This window comes from Stenotrophomonas maltophilia, assembly GCF_004920835.1.
Classification (GTDB): Bacteria; Pseudomonadota; Gammaproteobacteria; order Xanthomonadales; family Xanthomonadaceae; genus Stenotrophomonas; species Stenotrophomonas maltophilia_AQ.
Genome location: NZ_QFHO01000035.1, coordinates 1 through 16170, shown reverse-complemented (window position 1 = coordinate 16170; position 16170 = coordinate 1). Strand labels below are relative to the sequence as shown.

Here is a 16170-nt window from a genome sequence, read left to right as displayed (position 1 = left end):
CCAGCACGCTGTCCCGCGCCGGAGCTACATCAGGGAACGCTGCGCGGGCTCATCGGCCCGGCTCGTCGTTCCACAGGATTTTATGCAACTGCATCTGGAACCGCACCGGCAGCCTGTCTTCGACGATCCAGTCCGCCAGCTGGCGCGCGGTGATCTCGCCTTTGCTGGGCGAGAAGAACACGGTGCAACGCTTCACCAGGTCGTGCTCGGCCAGCATCGTCTTGGCCCAGTCGTAGTCCTCGCGGCTGCAGATGACGAACTTGATCTGGTCGCGCGCGGTCAGCAGCGGCAGGTTTTCCAGGCGGTTGCGCGCGGCTTCGGCCGAACCGGGCGTCTTGATGTCGACCACGCGCGACACGCGCGGGTCCACTGCGCTGACATCCAGCGCGCCGGAGGTTTCCAGCGAGACGTCCATGCCGGCGTCGCACAGCTTCTGCAGCAGCACCAGGCAGCGCTTCTGTGCCAGCGGCTCGCCGCCGGTCACGCAGACGTGGCGCACGCCCTGGGCCAGCACTTCGGCCACGATGTCGTCGATGTCCCACCAGGTGCCACCATGGAAGGCGTAGGCGGTGTCGCAGTACTGGCAGCGCAGCGGGCAGCCGGTCAAGCGCACGAACACGGTCGGCCAGCCGGCGGTATCGGCTTCGCCCTGCAGCGAGGTGAAGATCTCGGTGATCTTCAGGCGTGGCAGCGGCGACTGCACGATCTCGCTGGGTGTGGCGGCGGCGCTGGACGGGGTAACGGCGGTCATGGCGGGACTTCTTGGTGGGACACGTGGCGGGTGGGCTACCGTGGCCGGTAACGAAAGCAGCCGAGCATGGCTCGGCTCTACAACAGCGGCCGGTCGGGCATGGCACGGCGGGAATGCAAGCCGGGCATGGCCCGGCGCTACCGGATCCGGACGGGTTTGCCGGTCCGGAAACGAAAGCAGCCGAGCATGGGCTCGGCTCTACAGGACACGTATTGTACGCCCGGTCAGCGGATCAGCGGATCTGCTTGCCGAGGCGGATCGACTGCAGGCGGTCCTGCGCGGTGCGCGCGGCGTCCGAGCCGGGGTACTGCGCCACGACGGTCTCCAGCGTCTGCTGGGCCTGGTCGACCTTGCCCTCGCCGTACTGCGAGAGGCCGACCTTGAGCAGGCCGCCAGCGGCCTTGTCGTGGGTCGGATAGCGCGAGAGCAGTTCACGGAACTGGGTCTCGGCCATCGGGAAATTGCGGGTGGCGTAATAGCTCTCGCCCAGCCAGTACAGCGCGTTCGGCGCGTAGACACCGTTCGGGTACAGCTGCAGGAAGCTCAGGAACAGCTGCGCCGAATCATCGTACTTGCCGGCCTTCAACGAATCGAAGGCGACGTTGTAGGTGGTGCGCTCGTCGCCAGTGGCGGCAAGGCTGCCGGCATCACCATGGACGGAAGGCGGCCGCTCGGAAGTGGCCGCCGCTGCGGGTTTTGCCGGGGCCGGAGCGGCCTTCGGCGCGCTCGCCGGAACGGGCGGCAGGGCCGGGGCGGCATTGCCCCCTTCCAACCGGTTCAGGCGGCTGTCCAGATCCAGGTACTGGTCCTGGGCGGACTGCTTGAGCTGGGCGTTGTCGTGCTGCAACTGCTCGATCGAGGCCTGCAGACTGGTCACCTGCTGCCGCAGCTGGTTGATCTGGTTCAACAGGTCCTGATTGGCACTGTTGTTGTACATCTGCTGCTCGATCGCGCCGACACGGTCGGCCAGACTCTGTCGCTGTGCATGCGCCGGTGCGGCAGCCACGAGGGCTGCCGCAACGACCAGCATCAATTTGATGCCAATGCGCATGGATTACTGCGCGGTGTAGACGATTTCGACGCGACGGTTCTGCGACCAGCAGGACTCGTTCGACTCGGTGCAGACCGGACGCTCTTCACCGTAGGACACGACGGTCAGCTGCGAAGCCGAGCCACCGTTGGCCTGCAGCGCCGAGTTGACGCCGTTGCCACGACGCTCGCCCAGGGCCTGGTTGTACGCGCGCGAACCGCGCTCGTCGGTGTGGCCCTGCAGGGTGATGCGCGAGGACGGACGGTCACGCAGGTACTTGGCGTGGCAAGCCATGATGGCCTGGAATTCCGGCTTCACGTCTTCCTTGTCCAGGTCGAAGTAGACAACGCGCTGACGCAGGCAGGCATCGGTGTCCAGGTCGCCCGGGCCGTACAGGCCGGAGGTGGACGGACCGGTCGGGGTGGTGGTCGAGGTGCCGGTGTCAACCGGAGCCTGCGGCTCTTCCTTGACCTTCTTCGAGCAACCGGCCAGGACGGCCACAGACAGCAGGGAAACAAGCAGAACGCGGGTGGACTTGTTCATGGCGATACCTTTGTGGCTCCTAGGCCGATGAGGGGATCAAGACAGCGAAAATATTAACACTCTTTTAGCGCTGGGTACGGTATGGGGACCATGCCGGTTCGCGCACATCTCCGTCAGCCAGAACCAACCGCTGGCGCACGCGCGCATCGGCCGAAACGGCGTACAGCACACCACGGCCACCCTCGCGGGCGGCGTACAACACCATGCTTGCGTTGGGCGCAAAGCTCGGAGACTCATCCAGCGAACCGGGGGACAGCGTGCTCCAGCGGGGCGAACCCAGCGAGCTGTCCATCATCGCGATCTTGTAGCTGTTGCCCGAGCCCTGGGCGACGGCGATCTTCTTTCCATCGTAGGACACCGAAGGCTTGGCGTTGTAGTTGCCCTGGAAGGTCACGCGCTCGGCGCTGCCGCCGCCCGCACCCACCTTGTAGACCTGCGGACGGCCACCGCGGTCGGAAGTGAAGTACACCGCGCTGCCGTCCGGCGCCCAGGTCGGCTCGGTGTCGATGGCGAAGTGGTTGGTCAGCTGGGCCAGCTGCTTGCTGCCCAGGTCCATCACGTAGATTTCCGGGTTGCCCGAACGCGACAGGGTCAGGGCCAGCTTGCGGCCATCCGGCGAGAACGCCGGGGCGCTGTTGATGCCACGGAAGCTGGTGACCAGCTCACGCGCGCCGGTGCCGATGTTCTGGATGTAGATGGCCGAGTTGCCACGTTCGAAGCTGACATAGGCCAGCTTGCTGCCATCCGGGCTCCACGACGGCGACAGCAGCGGCTCGGCCGAACGCACGATGGTCTGCGGATTGAAGCCGTCGGAGTCGGCCACCATCAACGCATAGCGCATGGCATCGCCCTTGCCGCTGGCGGTCACATAGGCGATGCGGGTCCAGAAGGCGCCGCGCACACCGGTGATCTTCTCGTAGATGGCATCGGCCATCTGGTGGGCGACGTCACGCATGGCATTGCCACGGGCGGTCATCGCCAGGCCCAGCAGGCGCTCGCCCTTGGGCACGTCGAACAGCTCGTACTCGACGCGGTAGGCGCCGGCACCGGCGTCGAGCACGCGGCCGACCACGATGTAGTTCTGCTTCAGCGCGCGCCAGGTGGCGAACTGGATGTCGCCGCCGCGCACCGGCTTCTCGACGATCTGCGCTTCCGGCAGCGTGCGGAACTGGCCCGAACGCTCAAGGTCGGCACGGACCACGCCGGCGACGTCGGTCTGCGGTGCGGCCGAAGACCCCTGGTAGGGCATCGGCACAACGGTGATCGGCAGCGCGGAGGCATTGCCGCCGATGATGTCGATATCCAGCCCCTTCTGCTGCGCAACGGCAGCAAAGGGCAGCAACAGGGCCGCAAACACGGCAAGCCAGCGAGGCATCTTTTTCATGGAGCGCTCAATAGGGGGAAACCGGAACGAGGGATAGCAAAGCGGAAGTGAACCGCTTCGCAATCATGAACCAAGGGTACGTGAATTCCGGGTCAGTTCCAGCCCGTTCTCTCACGCACCGTTAACGTCGTGGCTAACATCGCACCCACCGGCCTCGTCGGCCCGATCACGGCCCCCTCGAAAGGCGGCGTTCGCGGGCGACACCCAGCCTGCCCGGCTGAAACCGGGCCCGCCAGAGGCAAGCGCGACATCCGTGGGCGCAGGTGGCCCGATGGCCACCCTGCCCTGCCCGCCTCAGCGATCCTGGGCGGTAAAGGTGAAGTTGAGCGTGCGCGCGAACACAGACTCGAACCCGCGGTACGGCAGCGGCTGGGCGTTGAGCACCGCGGCCTCGATCGAACGCCTGCCGGCCTCGTCGTATGGGCAGTTCGGGCTGACCTTGGCCTGCATCACCGTGCCACCCGGAATCTGGGTGATGGTAATGGTGCAGCGCTGGCCCAGTGGCACCGTATCCGGACGTACCCACTGCGACAGCACCTTGGCCTGGATCGCGGCGGCGTACTTGGCAGAAAGGTCATCGCTGGTGCCACCACCACCGCCAGCCGGCTGTGCCGCACCACTGGCACCGGCGGCGGCGCTGCCGGCGGCGTTGCGCGCGGCGGCGACCTGGCGCAGCTTCTGCTCGGCCAGCTTGGCTTCCTTCTCGGCCTGCTCGCGGCGGGCGCGGATCTCGGCGATCTTCTTCTGCTTTTCGGCCTCGGCCTTGTCAGCCGCCACGCGTTCCTGCTCGGCCTGCTTCTTCTTCTCGTCCGCTTCCTGCTGCTTGGCCAGGCGCAGCTTCTGCTCCGCTTCTTCCTGACGCTTGCGTTCGGTCAGGTCGATCTGCTCCTGGCGGCGCTTGGCTTCCTGTTCCTGCTTGGCCTTCTCCTGCGAGATGGCCAGTGCGCTCACCGCTTCCTGATCCTTGGTGTCCGGCTGCGCGACACGCTCCTGCGCCTGCTGCTGCTGAGGCGTGGGGGCGTCCTGCGGGCGCGGCTCGGGAATTGGCTGCGGCGGCGGGATGGTGTCTTCCGGCACCGGGATCGGCTCGGCGACCGGCGGTGGCAGGTCTTCCAGCTTCTCCGACTGGCGCAGGGCCTGGCGCGCGGCAGCGGCCTCGGACGAGGACAGCGCCAGGCTGGCCTCGACCGACGGATCGCCGGCGGCGGCATCGGTGTTGCGCTGGGGCGACCACAGCCAGGCGCCGATGAAGATCAGCGCGACCAGCAGGTGCACCAGCACGGCCAGGGCCAGGGGCAGGCCCCAGCCGGGTTCGCGCTGATGCGGGGGTGGCAGGGCGTCAGCGTGCATCGGTGGCCAGGCCTACCTTGTCTACCTTGGCGCGCTTGATCACATCCATCGCGGCAATGACTTTTTCATAGGCCACGGCACGGTCGGCGGCGACGATCACGCGCACGCCCTTGTCCTGGGCAGCGATGCCGGCCAGGCGGCCTTCCAGTTCCTCGGCCGACACGGCGGTCGGCTCCTTGGCGTCAGGCAGCTTCAGGCTGAGCTGGCCGTCCTGGCGCACCGAGACGATCACCGGGTCCTGCTTGCTCTCCAGCGCCTTGGCGTTGGAGTTGGGCAGGTCGACATCAAAACTCAGGGTGAGCAGCGGCGCGGTGACCATGAAGATGATCAGCAGCACCAGCATGACGTCGATGTAGGGAACGACGTTGATTTCCGATTTCAGCTTGCGGCGCTTGCGGCGACCGATGGCAGCGGACATGGCATGGACTCCCGGGTCAGGCGCTTACTCGTCGCCAGCGCTCTGGCGCTGCAGGATCGAGCTGAACTCGTCGGCGAAGGTCTCGAAACGCACCGACATGCGCTCCACGCGGGTGGTGAAGCGGTTGTAGGCCCACACCGCCGGAATCGCCACGAACAGGCCGATGGCGGTGGCGAACAGTGCTTCGGAGATGCCCGGCGCGACGGCGGCAATACCGGCCTGCGCACCGCTGCTGATCATGTCGTGCATGGTCACCATGATGCCGAACACGGTGCCGACCAGGCCCACGTAGGGGGCGGTCGAGCCGATGTTGGCCAGCAGTTCCAGGTTGCGTTCGAGCTGGTCGACTTCGCGCGTGTAGGTGGTGCGCATGGCACGCTGCGCGCCTTCCAGCTGCGCACGGCCGTCCAGCCGGCGCTTGTCGCGCAGGCGGCTGTATTCGCGGAAACCGGCTTCGAAAATCGCCTCCAGGCCTCCGACATTGCGGCTGCGGTCGGTGGCCGAGCTGTACAGCTTGCCCAGGTCGGCGCCGGACCAGAAGCGGTTCTCGAACTCGTCGGCTTCGCGCGTGGCCTGCTTGAAGATGCGGGCCTTGCGGAAAATGATCACCCAGCTGACGAACGAGCCGACCAGCAGCGCCAGCACGATGATCTTCACCGGCAGGCTGGCCTTGGCCATCAGTTCGAGGTAGTTGATGCCGCCGCCGGTGGTGGCCTGGGCAAGGGTCTGTGTCGCGGCGTTGCTGACGTCGGCCGGCAATGCCTCGGTGACCGTGGCCTGCAGGGCCAGGAGCGTTGCGATCATCCGTTGTTCCTCAATGTTCGGATTCGGGGTGGAGGTGGGGTTTCAGCACGGCAAGGACGGCTTCGTCCATGCCACGCGGGCGAAAACTGGCCGCTTCCAGTGCGGCGATGCGGACCTGGGCCGACAGCAGCAGCTCGCCGTCGCGCAGGATCTGCTGGTCGAAGGCCATGCTGGCCTTCTTCAGCTGGACCAGCGTTGCGCTCACCTGCAGGGTGTCATCCAGCCGTGCCGGCTTGATGAAATCCATCTGCATCGAACGCACCGCGAAGACCATCCCGTGCTCGGCACGCATGCGCTCCTGGCCGTAGCCCAGCGCACGCATCCATTCGGTCCGGGCCCGTTCCATGAAGGCCACGTAGCGGGCGTGGTAGACCACGCCACCTGCGTCGGTATCTTCCCAGTAAATGCGTGTCGGCCAACTGAATCGGGGCTCAACCGACATCGGGAACCTCGGCGAACAGGTCCTGCGGCGGGTTCTTCGGCTTCAGGCCCATGTGCCGGTAGGCCTTGTGGGTGGCCATGCGGCCACGCGCGGTGCGCACCAGGAAACCCTGCTGGATCAGGTACGGCTCGACCACGTCTTCCAGCGTGCCGCGCTCTTCAGACAGCGCCGCAGCAAGCGATTCGATGCCGACCGGGCCGCCGTCGAAGTAATCAACCATGGTCTTGAGCAGTCGCCGATCGAGCTCGTCGAAGCCTTCCGGGTCGACCTTGAGCATCTTCATCGCAGCCTGAGCCACGGCTTCGTCGATGTGGCCGCCGGCCTTCACCTGCGCATAGTCGCGCACGCGGCGCAGGAGGCGGTTGGCGATACGCGGGGTGCCGCGCGCGCGGCGCGCGATCTCGCCAGCGCCATCGGCGGTGCAGTCGATGGCCAGGATCGCTGCCGAGCGGCGCACGATGCGGGTCAGCTCTTCAACGCTGTAGAACTCCAGGCGCTGGACGATGCCGAAGCGGTCGCGCAGCGGCGCGGTCAGCAGGCCGGCGCGGGTGGTGGCGCCGATCAGGGTGAACGGCGGCAGGTCGATCTTGATCGAGCGCGCCGCAGGGCCCTCGCCGATCATGATGTCGATCTGGAAGTCTTCCATCGCCGGGTACAGCACTTCCTCGACCACTGGCGACAGGCGATGGATTTCGTCGATGAACAGCACATCGTGCGGCTGCAGGTTGGTCAGCAGTGCGGCCAGATCGCCGGCCTTTTCGATCACCGGGCCAGAGGTGACCCGCAGGGCCACGCCCAGTTCGTTGGCGATGACATGGCTGAGCGTGGTCTTGCCCAGGCCGGGCGGCCCGAAGATCAGCACGTGGTCCAGCGCGTCGCCACGCCCCTTGGCCGCCTGGATGTAGATCTCCATCTGCTCGCGCACCGGCACCTGGCCGAGGTAGTCGGCAAGGCGCTTGGGGCGGATGCTGGCGTCGGCGGCGTCATCCTCGCGGGTGGCGCCGGCGGCGATGATGCGGTCGTCGGTCATGTGCTGATTATGCGGTAAAAGCGGGGAGATTCGGCCGGGCTGCGCCCGGCACCCGCAGAAGACGAAGCAACGTCAAAGGCCGGGCTACTGAGGAATGGCGGGGTGGGTCCGGCAGCGGGGGACGCTGCAAGTACGTCCATGTAAGCTCGGTCGCCGCATCCATGCGGCTCACGCCCCCGCAACCGGACCCACCCCGCCTTCGACAGTTGGCCGCGATCTGTTGGAACCTGCTGCTGATGGTGGGTGCCGACCGTCGGTCGGCACGGGGCGGATCTGGTAGGTGTCGACCTTGGTCGACACGGTAGATCCACGCCATGCGCGGATGGACCTGAGGAGCCGAGTGGACTCTGCTTCCAGAGCGCACCGTCTCCGCAAGCGGAGCCCCCTTGTTGTTCAAGGGGGCGCGCCGACAGGCGGGGGGATAAGGTGGAATGCGGGCGGGGCCCACGATTTGCGCAGCAAATCGTGGGACGTAGCGCAGGTGGAGATTAAATCTCCACCTGCGCTCCGAGCTCCACCAACCGGTTGCCCGGAATCCGGAAGAACCCAGTCGCCGGGGCGGCGTTGCGATGCATCAGCGCGAACAGCTTGTCGCGCCAGATCGGCATGCCGCGGTTGGCGGTGGCGACGATGGTTTCGCGGCTGGCGAAGAAGGTGGTGTCCATCGGGTCGAAGTAGATGCCGCCGTGGTCGCACGAACGCATCAGCGCCAATGGTACGTCCGGAGTCTCCATGAAGCCGAAGCGCACGTAGACCCGGTAGAACTCGTCGCCCACCGATTCAATCTTGAGGCGCTGCCCCTCCGGCGCATACGGTACCGGCAGGGTCACCACGTGCAGGAACACGTTGCGCTCGTGCAGCACCTTGTTGTGCTTGAGGTTGTGCATCAACGCATGCGGGGCCACGGTCGGATCGGCGGTCAGGAACACGGCCGTGCCCGGTACGCGTACCGGCGGCGCCAGCATCAGGCCCGGCAGGAAGGTGTCGATGCGGATGCCGTCCTTGCGGATCTCGTCGCGCAGCAGTTCGCGGCCACGGCGCCAGGTGCGCATCATGGTGAACAGGAAGATGCCCAGCACCACCGGGAACCAGGCGCCCTGCAGCAGCTTGGCGCCGTTGGCGATGACAAAGCCCAGATCGATGATGAAGAACACCACGCACAGCGGCAGGATCCAGTTGCGTGCCTTGGGCCACAGCGAACGTGCGACCAGGGCCAGCAGCAGGGTATCGATCAGCATGGTGGCCGACACCGAGATGCCGTAGGCCACGGCCAGGTTGGACGAGCTGCGGAAGGCCAGCACCAGGCCGATCACCATCACCGCGATGCCCCAGTTGATGCCGGGGATGTAGATCTGGCCGATGGTGTCGTGCGAGGTGTGCTTGATGCGCATGCGCGGGATGTAGCCCAGCTGCATGGCCTGGCGCGAGACCGAGAACGCACCGGTGATCACCGACTGCGAGGCGATCACCGCAGCCATCGTGGCCAGGATGATCATCGGGTACAGCGCCCACGACGGCACCGCCTCGAAGAACGGGTTCTTCACCGCCTCGGGATGGTTGAGCACCAGCGCGCCCTGCCCCAGGTAGTTCAGCACCAGGCAGGGCAGCACGAAGAAGTACCAGGCGTGGCGGATCGGCTTGGCACCGAAGTGGCCCATGTCGGCATACAGCGCCTCGCCACCGGTCACCGCCAGCACCACCGCGCCGAGGATGAAGATGCTGTGCCAGCCGTGCTCCATGAAGAAGCGGATCGCCCACCACGGGTTGAACGCCTTCAGCACTTCCGGCGCGTCGACGATGTTGTAGATGCCGATCGCGGCCAGCGAAATGAACCAGATCGAGGTGATCGGGCCGAACAGCTTGCCGATCTTCGCGGTACCGAAGCGCTGCACCGCGAACACGGCCAGCAGCACCACCACGGTGATCGGCACGATGAAGGCGTGCAGCCCGGGGGCAGCGACCTCCAGGCCTTCGACCGCACCCAGCACTGATATCGCCGGCGTGATCACGCCATCGCCGAAGAACAGCGAGGCACCGAAAATGCCAAGGATGCCGACCACATAGGCCGAACGCGACCCGTTGCGCAGCGTGCGCTGGGTCAGCGCCATCAGCGCCATGATGCCGCCTTCGCCGTCATTGTCGGCGCGCATGATGATGGTCACGTACTTCAGGGTGACCACGATGTTCAGCGCCCAGAACGCCAGCGACAGCACACCCAGCACGGTGTCATGGTCGCTGTTGAGCCCGTAGTGCGGCGAGAACGCCTCCTTCAGGGTGTACAGCGGGCTGGTGCCGATATCGCCGAAGACCACGCCGATCGCACCGATGATCAGCGCCAGGCCTCCTGCTGGAGGGGCGTGACCGTGGCCGCCGGGGGCGGCTGCGTGCGGGGTTTGACTGCTGGACATGGGACTCCTGGCGAAGCTCAGGCGGTTCGTTGAGGGGAAGGAAAGCGGGTCAGCGCAACGCCGACTGCAGCGCCTTGCGGATCACGGTGGCCACTTCGTCACCTTCATTGAAGGCATCGCGGGCCATCCGCGCCGCTTCAGCCGGCTTGTAGCCCAGCTGCTGCAGGGCCACGGTGGCATCGGACAGCGGATCGGCCGGGGCCGGACCACTGCCGGTCGGCAGCGCGCCACCGGCACCGAACTGCGCCGCGCGGTCGCGCAGTTCCAGCACCATGCGCTCGGCGGTCTTCTTGCCGATGCCGGGGATGCGGGTCAGCGCCGTGATGTCGCCGGCCTGGACCATGCGGGCGAATTCTTCGACGGTGACGCCGGACAGTACGGCCAGCGCGATCTTCGCGCCGATGCCGCTGACCTTCTGCACGTCGCGGAACAGCCTGCGCTCGCCCTCGCGCAGGAAGCCGTACAGCGAGACGCTGTCTTCCTTCTGCGAGTAATGGGTGTACAGGGTGACCTCGCGGCCGAGTTCGGGCAGGTCGTAGAAGGTGCTCATCGGCGCCTCCAGCTCGTAGCCCACTCCGTTCACGTCCACCACCAGCCACGGCGGCGCCTTGTAGGCGACGATGCCGCGCAGTCGACCGATCATTGCGTGCAGCTCCTCATTTGCGGCCCCACGCCTGGCGGGCACTGAGCCCCAGGCGGTTGGCCGTTGCCCTTACGTGGGCATGGGTGATGGCCACCGCCAACGCGTCGGCCGCGTCGGCCTGCAGCTTGGTTTTCAGGTTGAGCATGAGCCCGACCATGTGTTGAACCTGTTGCTTTTCGGCGCCGCCACGGCCAACCACTGCCAGCTTGATCTCGCTGGCGGCATATTCGTGCACCGGCAGGTCGCGCAGCACCACGGCCGAAATCGCCGCGCCACGGGCCTGTCCCAGCTTCAGCGCCGAATCGGGGTTGCGTGCCATGAACACGCGTTCGATGGCCACTTCCTGCGGTTCGTACTCACGGCAGAGGTCGGCCAGGCCCAGTACCAGCAGCTTCATCCGCTGCGGGAAGTCATCGGCGCCCAGCAGCACCAGCGGTTGGTGATGCACATGGCTCACCCGGCCGGTGGCATCGACATCGATGATGCCGACCCCGGTCCGCTGCGAACCCGGGTCGATGCCAAGAATGCGGGTCATGCGGCACACACGCGGCTGCCGAAGGTCCGGAACGGACGCTGGCAGCGGCAATGGCAGGAAACGGCTGGGGTCATCATGGTGCGCATTGTCCGCTCACCGGCCGCCAAAGGCGACCGGTGATGCGTCCGTTCAGGCGTACGCGTCCGCGCCGAGATCGGCGTTGGAGTACACATCCTGCACGTCGTCGAGGTCTTCCAGCATGTCCAGCAGCTTCTTGACCTGCAGGACGGTGTCGCCTTCGACCTTGATGTCGTTGTCGGCACGGAAGGTCAGTTCCGCATGATCCGGCGTGCGCCCGGCCGCTTCCATCGCTTCCTTGACCGCGTGGTAGCTGTCTGCGGCGGTGAGCACGTCGATCGCGCCATCTTCGGGATAGACCACGATATCGTCCGCACCGGCCTCGATGGCCGCTTCGGAAATGGCGTCCTCATCGGCACCTGCGGCGAAATGCAGCACGCCCACGCGCTTGAACATGAAGCTCACCGAGCCTTCGGTGCCCATGTTGCCGCCGCACTTGCTGAACGCATGGCGGACATCGGCCACGGTGCGCACGCGGTTGTCGGTCAGGCAGTCGACGATGACCGCCACGCCACCCGGGGCATAGCCCTCGTAGCGGATTTCCTCGTACTCGACGCCTTCCAGCTCGCCGGTGGCCTTCTTGATGGCCCGCTCGATCACATCCTTGGACATGTTCGCGGTCAGGCCCTTGTCCATCGCCACGCGCAGCCGCGGGTTGTTGTTGGGGTCGCCTCCACCGCCGCGCGCGGCAACGCCGATCTCACGGATGATCTTGGTGAAAATCTTGCCGCGCTTCGCGTCAGACGCGTTTTTGCGGTTTTCGATGGAGGGGCCTCTACCCATGGGTCTTTCCGTACGTGCGTTGATGGATAAGGCCGCGGATTCTACCTGATCGGGCCCGTTGACCGTGTCGAGGCCGGCCAGATGCCGCCGGGCATGGCCCGGCGAAGAGCGTGCGAACCAACGGTTCGCCCCCACCGATGGAGGTCGTTCGCACCCACCGACTTACGCGGCGGCGGCGTCGCGACCGTGCTGGAACTGACCGTGACGGAGGAAATGCGCGGTCTGCCGGGCCGCATCCGGCGACACCACCAGGCCGCTGTGGCTGGTACGCACCACGCAATGGTCGGCCAGCCCCGGCAGCCGGGTCTCGGCCAGCGCCACGGTACCGTCGGAGGCATCGTCAATGGCGCCGAGCAGGCTGCCCAGCCCGTGCGGGACCGAACCGGCGATCAGGCCGACCTCGGCTTTACCCTGCCAGTCCGGCAGGCCGTCCAGCAGCAGATCGCTGCTGCGGCCCAGGGCCAAGCCCCAGCCATGTTCGGACAACGAGCGCGCCGTGCCGCTGCCGCGCAGCGGCGACCCCAGGCAGACCACGCGCTGCACCGGCAACTGCGGATTGCGACGCAATGCCTCCAGCGCCAGCAGTCCGCCCAGGCTATGGCCCACCAGCGACAGCGGGCCGGCATCGGCCAGCCGCTCCAGCAACTGCGGCACGGCCACATCCGGGCCGCCGAACACCGAGGAGTAACCAAACGCATGCACCTGGAAGCCACGCGCACGCAGGCGCCAGGCCAGCGGCCCGACCCAGGCGCGGGCATTCCAGATGCCATGCAGCAGTAATACGGGGGGAGTCATGCAAACAGCCTGGCGGTCAGCGGGGCAGGAACGTACGGTGATTGGACACGCGCGCGCAGCAAGCGGCGGTGAACGTCAGGCCTCGCGCGGTGCGCGGCGCAGGATGAATTCAAGATCGTTCGTGTCGCCAACCGGGAACAGGTACTCGCCGACCTTCTCGAAACCATAACGGGCGTAGAAGCGCTGTGCACCGAAGTTTTCCGACCACACGCCCAGCCACAACGTACGCGGGCCCTCCTGTTCCAGCCAGGCCAGTGCGGTTTCCAGCAGCCGGCTGCCCCAGCCGCAGCTCTGCTGAGTCTTGATCAGGTACAGGCGCTTGAGTTCGCCGTCACCAGGTTTCACCTCGGGATGCGGCAGGCCACAGGGGCCGGCGGCGGCATGGCCGACCGCCTCCCCATCCAGTTCCAGCAGCCACACCGCGTAATCGGGGTGGGCCAGGATCGTGCGCTGGCGCTCGACCGTATAGGACTCCTCCAGGAACGCCTGCAGGTCCTGTGGCGGATAAAGATGTCCGAAGGTTTCGGTGAACGTGCGGGCGGCCAGCGCCGACAGGGTCGGCGCGTCGTCCACGGTAGCGCGGCGGATCGAATACATGGGTCGAGTTGACGTCAGGACAACGGTTCGGGTCAAGCCCGTTCTGCCGGTGCCTTCTCGTCTTCTTCCTCTTCCTCTTCGTATTCCTCGTCGTCCTCTTTTTCCTCGCCGTCTTCCTCTTCTTCGCCTTCCTCGTCCTCGTCGTACTCTTCCTCTTCGTCGTCCTCGTAATCCTCGACGCCGAAGTCCTCACCATCCCAACGGCCTTCGCCGTCGGCGACGAAGGTCAGGGCCATCGCCGCCGGGTTGGTACCGACACGGACCAGCCAACCACCGAACACACGTGCACGCTCGGTGACCAGGGTGGCCTCGGAGCCTTCATTGCCCAGCTTTTCCCACTCCAGCGAAAACGCAAACTCGGTCATTGCCTGGATCTCCTGATCAGTTGGTCTTGGGGCGAACCTGGATGTGTACTTCGGCCAGCTGCACGTCGACGATCGGCGACGGCGCGTCGGTCATCAGATCCTGTGCACCGGTGGTCTTGGGGAACGGGATGACGTCGCGGATCGACTCGGTGCCAGCCATCAGCGCAGCAATGCGATCGATGCCGAAGGCGATGCCACCGTGTGGCGGCGCGCCAAAGTTCAGCGCGTCGAGCAGGAAGCCGAACTTGGCGCGGGCCTCTTCGGCGCCGATGCCCAGCAGTTCAAACACCGCGCTCTGCATGTCCGGACGGTGGATACGGATCGAGCCGCCGCCGATTTCATTGCCGTTGAGCACCATATCGTAGCCGCGCGAAACGGCGGTACGGGCATTGGCACGCAGGTCGGCGATGTCGTCCACCGCCGGTGCGGTGAAGGGGTGATGCAGGGCGACGTAGCGCTGCGCTTCGTCGTCCCATTCGAACATCGGGAAGTCGGTGACCCACAGCGGGGCCCAGCCATCGGCGACCAGGCCGAAGTCCTTGCCGGCCTTCAGGCGCAGCGCGCCCATGAAGTCGGAGACCTTGTTGTAGCCGCCTGCACCGAAGAACACGATGTCGCCGTTGCCGGCACCGACGTGCGCGACCAGGGCGGCGAAGGATTCCTCGCTGAAGAACTTCTGGATCGGCGAGCTGACTTCGCCGTTGTCGGCGATCTTGATGTAGGCCAGGCCCTTGGCGCCGTACTTGGCGGCATGCGCGGCATACTCGTCGATCTGCTTGCGGCTGAGCGACGCACCGCCCGGAATGCGCAGCGCGGCCACGCGGCCGTCGGCATCGTTGGCCGGGCCGGTGAACACCGGGAACTCACTGTTCCTGACCAGCTCGGCCACGTCCACCAGCTCCAGCGCGATGCGCAGGTCCGGCTTGTCCGAACCGTAGCGACGCATCGCCTCGGCCCAGGTCATGCGCGGGAAGCTTGCATCCAGTTCGACGTTGACCACTTCCTTGAAGATGTCGCGGATCATGTCCTCGACGAAATCCTGCACGTCACGCTCGCGGACGAAGGCGAACTCCATGTCCAGCTGGGTGAACTCCAGCTGGCGGTCGGCACGCAGCGCTTCGTCGCGGAAGCAGCGCGCGATCTGGTAGTAGCGGTCGAAGCCGGCCACCATCAGGATCTGCTTGAACAGCTGCGGGCTCTGCGGCAGGGCGTAGAACTCGCCCGGGTGCATGCGCGCCGGCACCAGGAAGTCACGCGCGCCTTCCGGGGTGGCCTTGGTCAGGATCGGGGTCTCGATGTCCTGGAAGCCCTTTTCGTCCAGGTGGCGGCGCAGGGCCTGCACCAGCTTGATGCGGGTGCGCTGCATGCGCTGCATTTCCGGACGGCGCAGGTCCAGGTAACGGTACTTCAGGCGGGTTTCTTCGCCCGGGTTCTCGTGGGCGTGGAACGGCAGCGGCGCGGCCTTGTTCAGCACGGTGATGGCAGTGGCGATCACTTCCACCTTGCCGGTACGCATCTTGTCGTTGACCGCGTGGCGGGCGCGCACGACGCCTTCCACCTGCAGCACGTCCTCGTAGCCCAGCGACGCGGCCACGGCGAACACTTCGGCGTTGTCGACCTCCACCGTCACCTGCACGATGCCTTCATGATCTCGAAGATCGATGAAGCAGACGCCGCCCTGGTTACGGGCCACGTCGGTCCAGCCGGCGAGGGTGACAGTCTGGCCAATCAGGGTCTCATCGACCAGGCCGCAGAAGTGGGTACGCATGGGGGGAAGCTCCGCTGGAGAACGCCGGCGCCCGATGGAGGCCGGAAAGCCTCGTATTCTGCGGCCGAGGCCCCGGCCGGGGCAAATCCTGCCAGTCACACCGGCTTGATCGCCCCTCTCCCTATAGTCGGGCACCTGCCACCGTATGGGATGCCGCCATGAAACCGCTGTCCCTGGCCAGCCTGGCCGTGAGCCTCACCCTGGGTGCACTGGGCACCCTTGCCCTGCCCGCCCCTTCCGCGCATGCGCAGAGCGGCGTGGTCCGCTGCGAAAGCCAAAACAACCGCGAACGGGTCTGCAACACCGGTTGGCGCGGAGCGCAGCTGGTCCGCCAGCTGTCCGGCTCGGACTGTGATGAAGGACGAACCTGGGGCAGCCGTAACGGCAGCATCTGGGTCACCAACGGCTGCCGCGCCGAATTCGTCGAGGCCCGCGGCGGCTGGGGC

18 protein-coding genes are annotated in these 16170 nt (G+C 66.3%); 1 reads left to right on the top strand and 17 read right to left on the bottom strand.

Annotation, left to right across the window (positions count from 1 at the left end; all coding sequences use genetic code 11):
• Positions 1 to 49 precede the first annotated feature (49 nt).
• From queE to aspS, 17 genes are all read right to left on the bottom strand, one after another.
• Positions 50 to 751, bottom strand: coding sequence for a 7-carboxy-7-deazaguanine synthase QueE (gene queE, locus DI041_RS18665; RefSeq protein WP_046983218.1), 702 nt, complete (start codon positions 749 to 751; stop codon positions 50 to 52).
• 232 nt (positions 752 to 983) lie between these two features.
• Positions 984 to 1802 (bottom strand): tol-pal system protein YbgF, encoded by an 819-nt coding sequence (ybgF, locus tag DI041_RS18660; RefSeq protein WP_046983217.1) that lies wholly within the window; start codon positions 1800 to 1802, stop codon positions 984 to 986.
• Between the two features lie 3 nt (positions 1803 to 1805).
• Positions 1806 to 2324, bottom strand: coding sequence for a peptidoglycan-associated lipoprotein Pal (gene pal / locus DI041_RS18655; RefSeq protein WP_006386160.1), 519 nt, complete (start codon positions 2322 to 2324; stop codon positions 1806 to 1808).
• Between the two features lie 64 nt (positions 2325 to 2388).
• Entirely contained in the window at positions 2389 to 3708 is a 1320-nt protein-coding gene (gene tolB / locus DI041_RS18650; RefSeq protein WP_006386162.1) for a Tol-Pal system beta propeller repeat protein TolB, read from the bottom strand.
• 294 nt (positions 3709 to 4002) lie between these two features.
• The gene (tolA, locus tag DI041_RS18645; RefSeq protein ID WP_136639862.1) at positions 4003 to 5058 is read right to left on the bottom strand and encodes a cell envelope integrity protein TolA; all 1056 of its coding nucleotides are present in this window, start codon (positions 5056 to 5058) and stop codon (positions 4003 to 4005) included.
• Positions 5048 to 5476 carry a protein TolR gene (tolR, locus tag DI041_RS18640; RefSeq protein ID WP_006386166.1) on the bottom strand — a complete coding sequence of 143 codons (429 nt, stop codon included), beginning with the start codon at positions 5474 to 5476 and terminating at the stop codon, positions 5048 to 5050. Before tolR ends, tolA begins: the two co-directional genes overlap by 11 nt.
• A gap of 24 nt (positions 5477 to 5500) precedes the next feature.
• Entirely contained in the window at positions 5501 to 6280 is a 780-nt protein-coding gene (gene tolQ, locus DI041_RS18635; protein ID WP_046983215.1) for a protein TolQ, read from the bottom strand.
• Positions 6281 to 6290: 10 nt separating this feature from the next.
• A complete protein-coding gene (ybgC, locus tag DI041_RS18630) occupies positions 6291 to 6722 on the bottom strand; it encodes a tol-pal system-associated acyl-CoA thioesterase (RefSeq protein ID WP_006386170.1) in 432 nt (143 codons plus the stop codon).
• The gene (gene ruvB, locus DI041_RS18625) at positions 6712 to 7752 is read right to left on the bottom strand and encodes a Holliday junction branch migration DNA helicase RuvB (protein WP_046983214.1); all 1041 of its coding nucleotides are present in this window, start codon (positions 7750 to 7752) and stop codon (positions 6712 to 6714) included. Before ruvB ends, ybgC begins: the two co-directional genes overlap by 11 nt.
• A gap of 488 nt (positions 7753 to 8240) precedes the next feature.
• Positions 8241 to 10160, bottom strand: a complete 1920-nt coding sequence (locus DI041_RS18620) for a potassium transporter Kup (protein WP_136639861.1) — start codon at positions 10158 to 10160, stop codon at positions 8241 to 8243.
• A gap of 49 nt (positions 10161 to 10209) precedes the next feature.
• Complete coding sequence (gene ruvA / locus DI041_RS18615; RefSeq protein ID WP_005410756.1) at positions 10210 to 10803, bottom strand: Holliday junction branch migration protein RuvA; 594 nt, start codon at positions 10801 to 10803, stop codon at positions 10210 to 10212.
• A gap of 13 nt (positions 10804 to 10816) precedes the next feature.
• Positions 10817 to 11338 (bottom strand): crossover junction endodeoxyribonuclease RuvC, encoded by a 522-nt coding sequence (ruvC, locus tag DI041_RS18610; protein WP_006386268.1) that lies wholly within the window; start codon positions 11336 to 11338, stop codon positions 10817 to 10819.
• Between the two features lie 129 nt (positions 11339 to 11467).
• A complete protein-coding gene (locus tag DI041_RS18605; protein WP_006386270.1) occupies positions 11468 to 12199 on the bottom strand; it encodes a YebC/PmpR family DNA-binding transcriptional regulator in 732 nt (243 codons plus the stop codon).
• Between the two features lie 162 nt (positions 12200 to 12361).
• The gene (locus tag DI041_RS18600; protein ID WP_012511900.1) at positions 12362 to 12994 is read right to left on the bottom strand and encodes an esterase/lipase family protein; all 633 of its coding nucleotides are present in this window, start codon (positions 12992 to 12994) and stop codon (positions 12362 to 12364) included.
• 75 nt (positions 12995 to 13069) lie between these two features.
• Positions 13070 to 13591 (bottom strand): GNAT family N-acetyltransferase, encoded by a 522-nt coding sequence (locus DI041_RS18595; RefSeq protein ID WP_136639860.1) that lies wholly within the window; start codon positions 13589 to 13591, stop codon positions 13070 to 13072.
• Between the two features lie 32 nt (positions 13592 to 13623).
• Complete coding sequence (locus DI041_RS18590) at positions 13624 to 13956, bottom strand: DNA primase (RefSeq protein ID WP_136639859.1); 333 nt, start codon at positions 13954 to 13956, stop codon at positions 13624 to 13626.
• Positions 13957 to 13972: 16 nt separating this feature from the next.
• On the bottom strand, positions 13973 to 15724 hold the full coding sequence (gene aspS / locus DI041_RS18585) for an aspartate--tRNA ligase (RefSeq protein WP_136639858.1): 1752 nt from the start codon (positions 15722 to 15724) through the stop codon (positions 13973 to 13975).
• A 158-nt stretch (positions 15725 to 15882) separates the two neighbouring features.
• Between aspS and DI041_RS18580 the strand changes: the two genes are divergently transcribed.
• The coding region (locus DI041_RS18580) for a DUF3011 domain-containing protein (RefSeq protein WP_136640146.1) at positions 15883 to 16170 on the top strand (288 nt) is incomplete at its 3' end.

Bases quoted from the DNA above. Each gene is read 5' to 3' on its own strand.
- queE (WP_046983218.1), bottom strand. From the start codon at position 751: ATGACCGCCGTTACCCCGTCCAGCGCCGCCGCCACACCCAGCGAGATC.
- tolQ (WP_046983215.1), bottom strand. From the start codon at position 6,280: ATGATCGCAACGCTCCTGGCCCTGCAGGCCACGGTCACCGAGGCATTG.
- aspS (WP_136639858.1), bottom strand. From the start codon at position 15,724: ATGCGTACCCACTTCTGCGGCCTGGTCGATGAGACCCTGATTGGCCAG.
- ruvA (WP_005410756.1), bottom strand. From the start codon at position 10,803: ATGATCGGTCGACTGCGCGGCATCGTCGCCTACAAGGCGCCGCCGTGG.
- ybgF (WP_046983217.1), bottom strand. From the start codon at position 1,802: ATGCGCATTGGCATCAAATTGATGCTGGTCGTTGCGGCAGCCCTCGTG.
- DI041_RS18590 (WP_136639859.1), bottom strand. From the start codon at position 13,956: ATGACCGAGTTTGCGTTTTCGCTGGAGTGGGAAAAGCTGGGCAATGAA.
- DI041_RS18595 (WP_136639860.1), bottom strand. From the start codon at position 13,591: ATGTATTCGATCCGCCGCGCTACCGTGGACGACGCGCCGACCCTGTCG.
- DI041_RS18620 (WP_136639861.1), bottom strand. From the start codon at position 10,160: ATGTCCAGCAGTCAAACCCCGCACGCAGCCGCCCCCGGCGGCCACGGT.
- tolA (WP_136639862.1), bottom strand. From the start codon at position 5,058: ATGCACGCTGACGCCCTGCCACCCCCGCATCAGCGCGAACCCGGCTGG.
- pal (WP_006386160.1), bottom strand. From the start codon at position 2,324: ATGAACAAGTCCACCCGCGTTCTGCTTGTTTCCCTGCTGTCTGTGGCC.
- tolR (WP_006386166.1), bottom strand. From the start codon at position 5,476: ATGTCCGCTGCCATCGGTCGCCGCAAGCGCCGCAAGCTGAAATCGGAA.
- DI041_RS18600 (WP_012511900.1), bottom strand. From the start codon at position 12,994: ATGACTCCCCCCGTATTACTGCTGCATGGCATCTGGAATGCCCGCGCC.
- ruvC (WP_006386268.1), bottom strand. From the start codon at position 11,338: ATGACCCGCATTCTTGGCATCGACCCGGGTTCGCAGCGGACCGGGGTC.
- ruvB (WP_046983214.1), bottom strand. From the start codon at position 7,752: ATGACCGACGACCGCATCATCGCCGCCGGCGCCACCCGCGAGGATGAC.
- ybgC (WP_006386170.1), bottom strand. From the start codon at position 6,722: ATGTCGGTTGAGCCCCGATTCAGTTGGCCGACACGCATTTACTGGGAA.
- tolB (WP_006386162.1), bottom strand. From the start codon at position 3,708: ATGAAAAAGATGCCTCGCTGGCTTGCCGTGTTTGCGGCCCTGTTGCTG.
- DI041_RS18605 (WP_006386270.1), bottom strand. From the start codon at position 12,199: ATGGGTAGAGGCCCCTCCATCGAAAACCGCAAAAACGCGTCTGACGCG.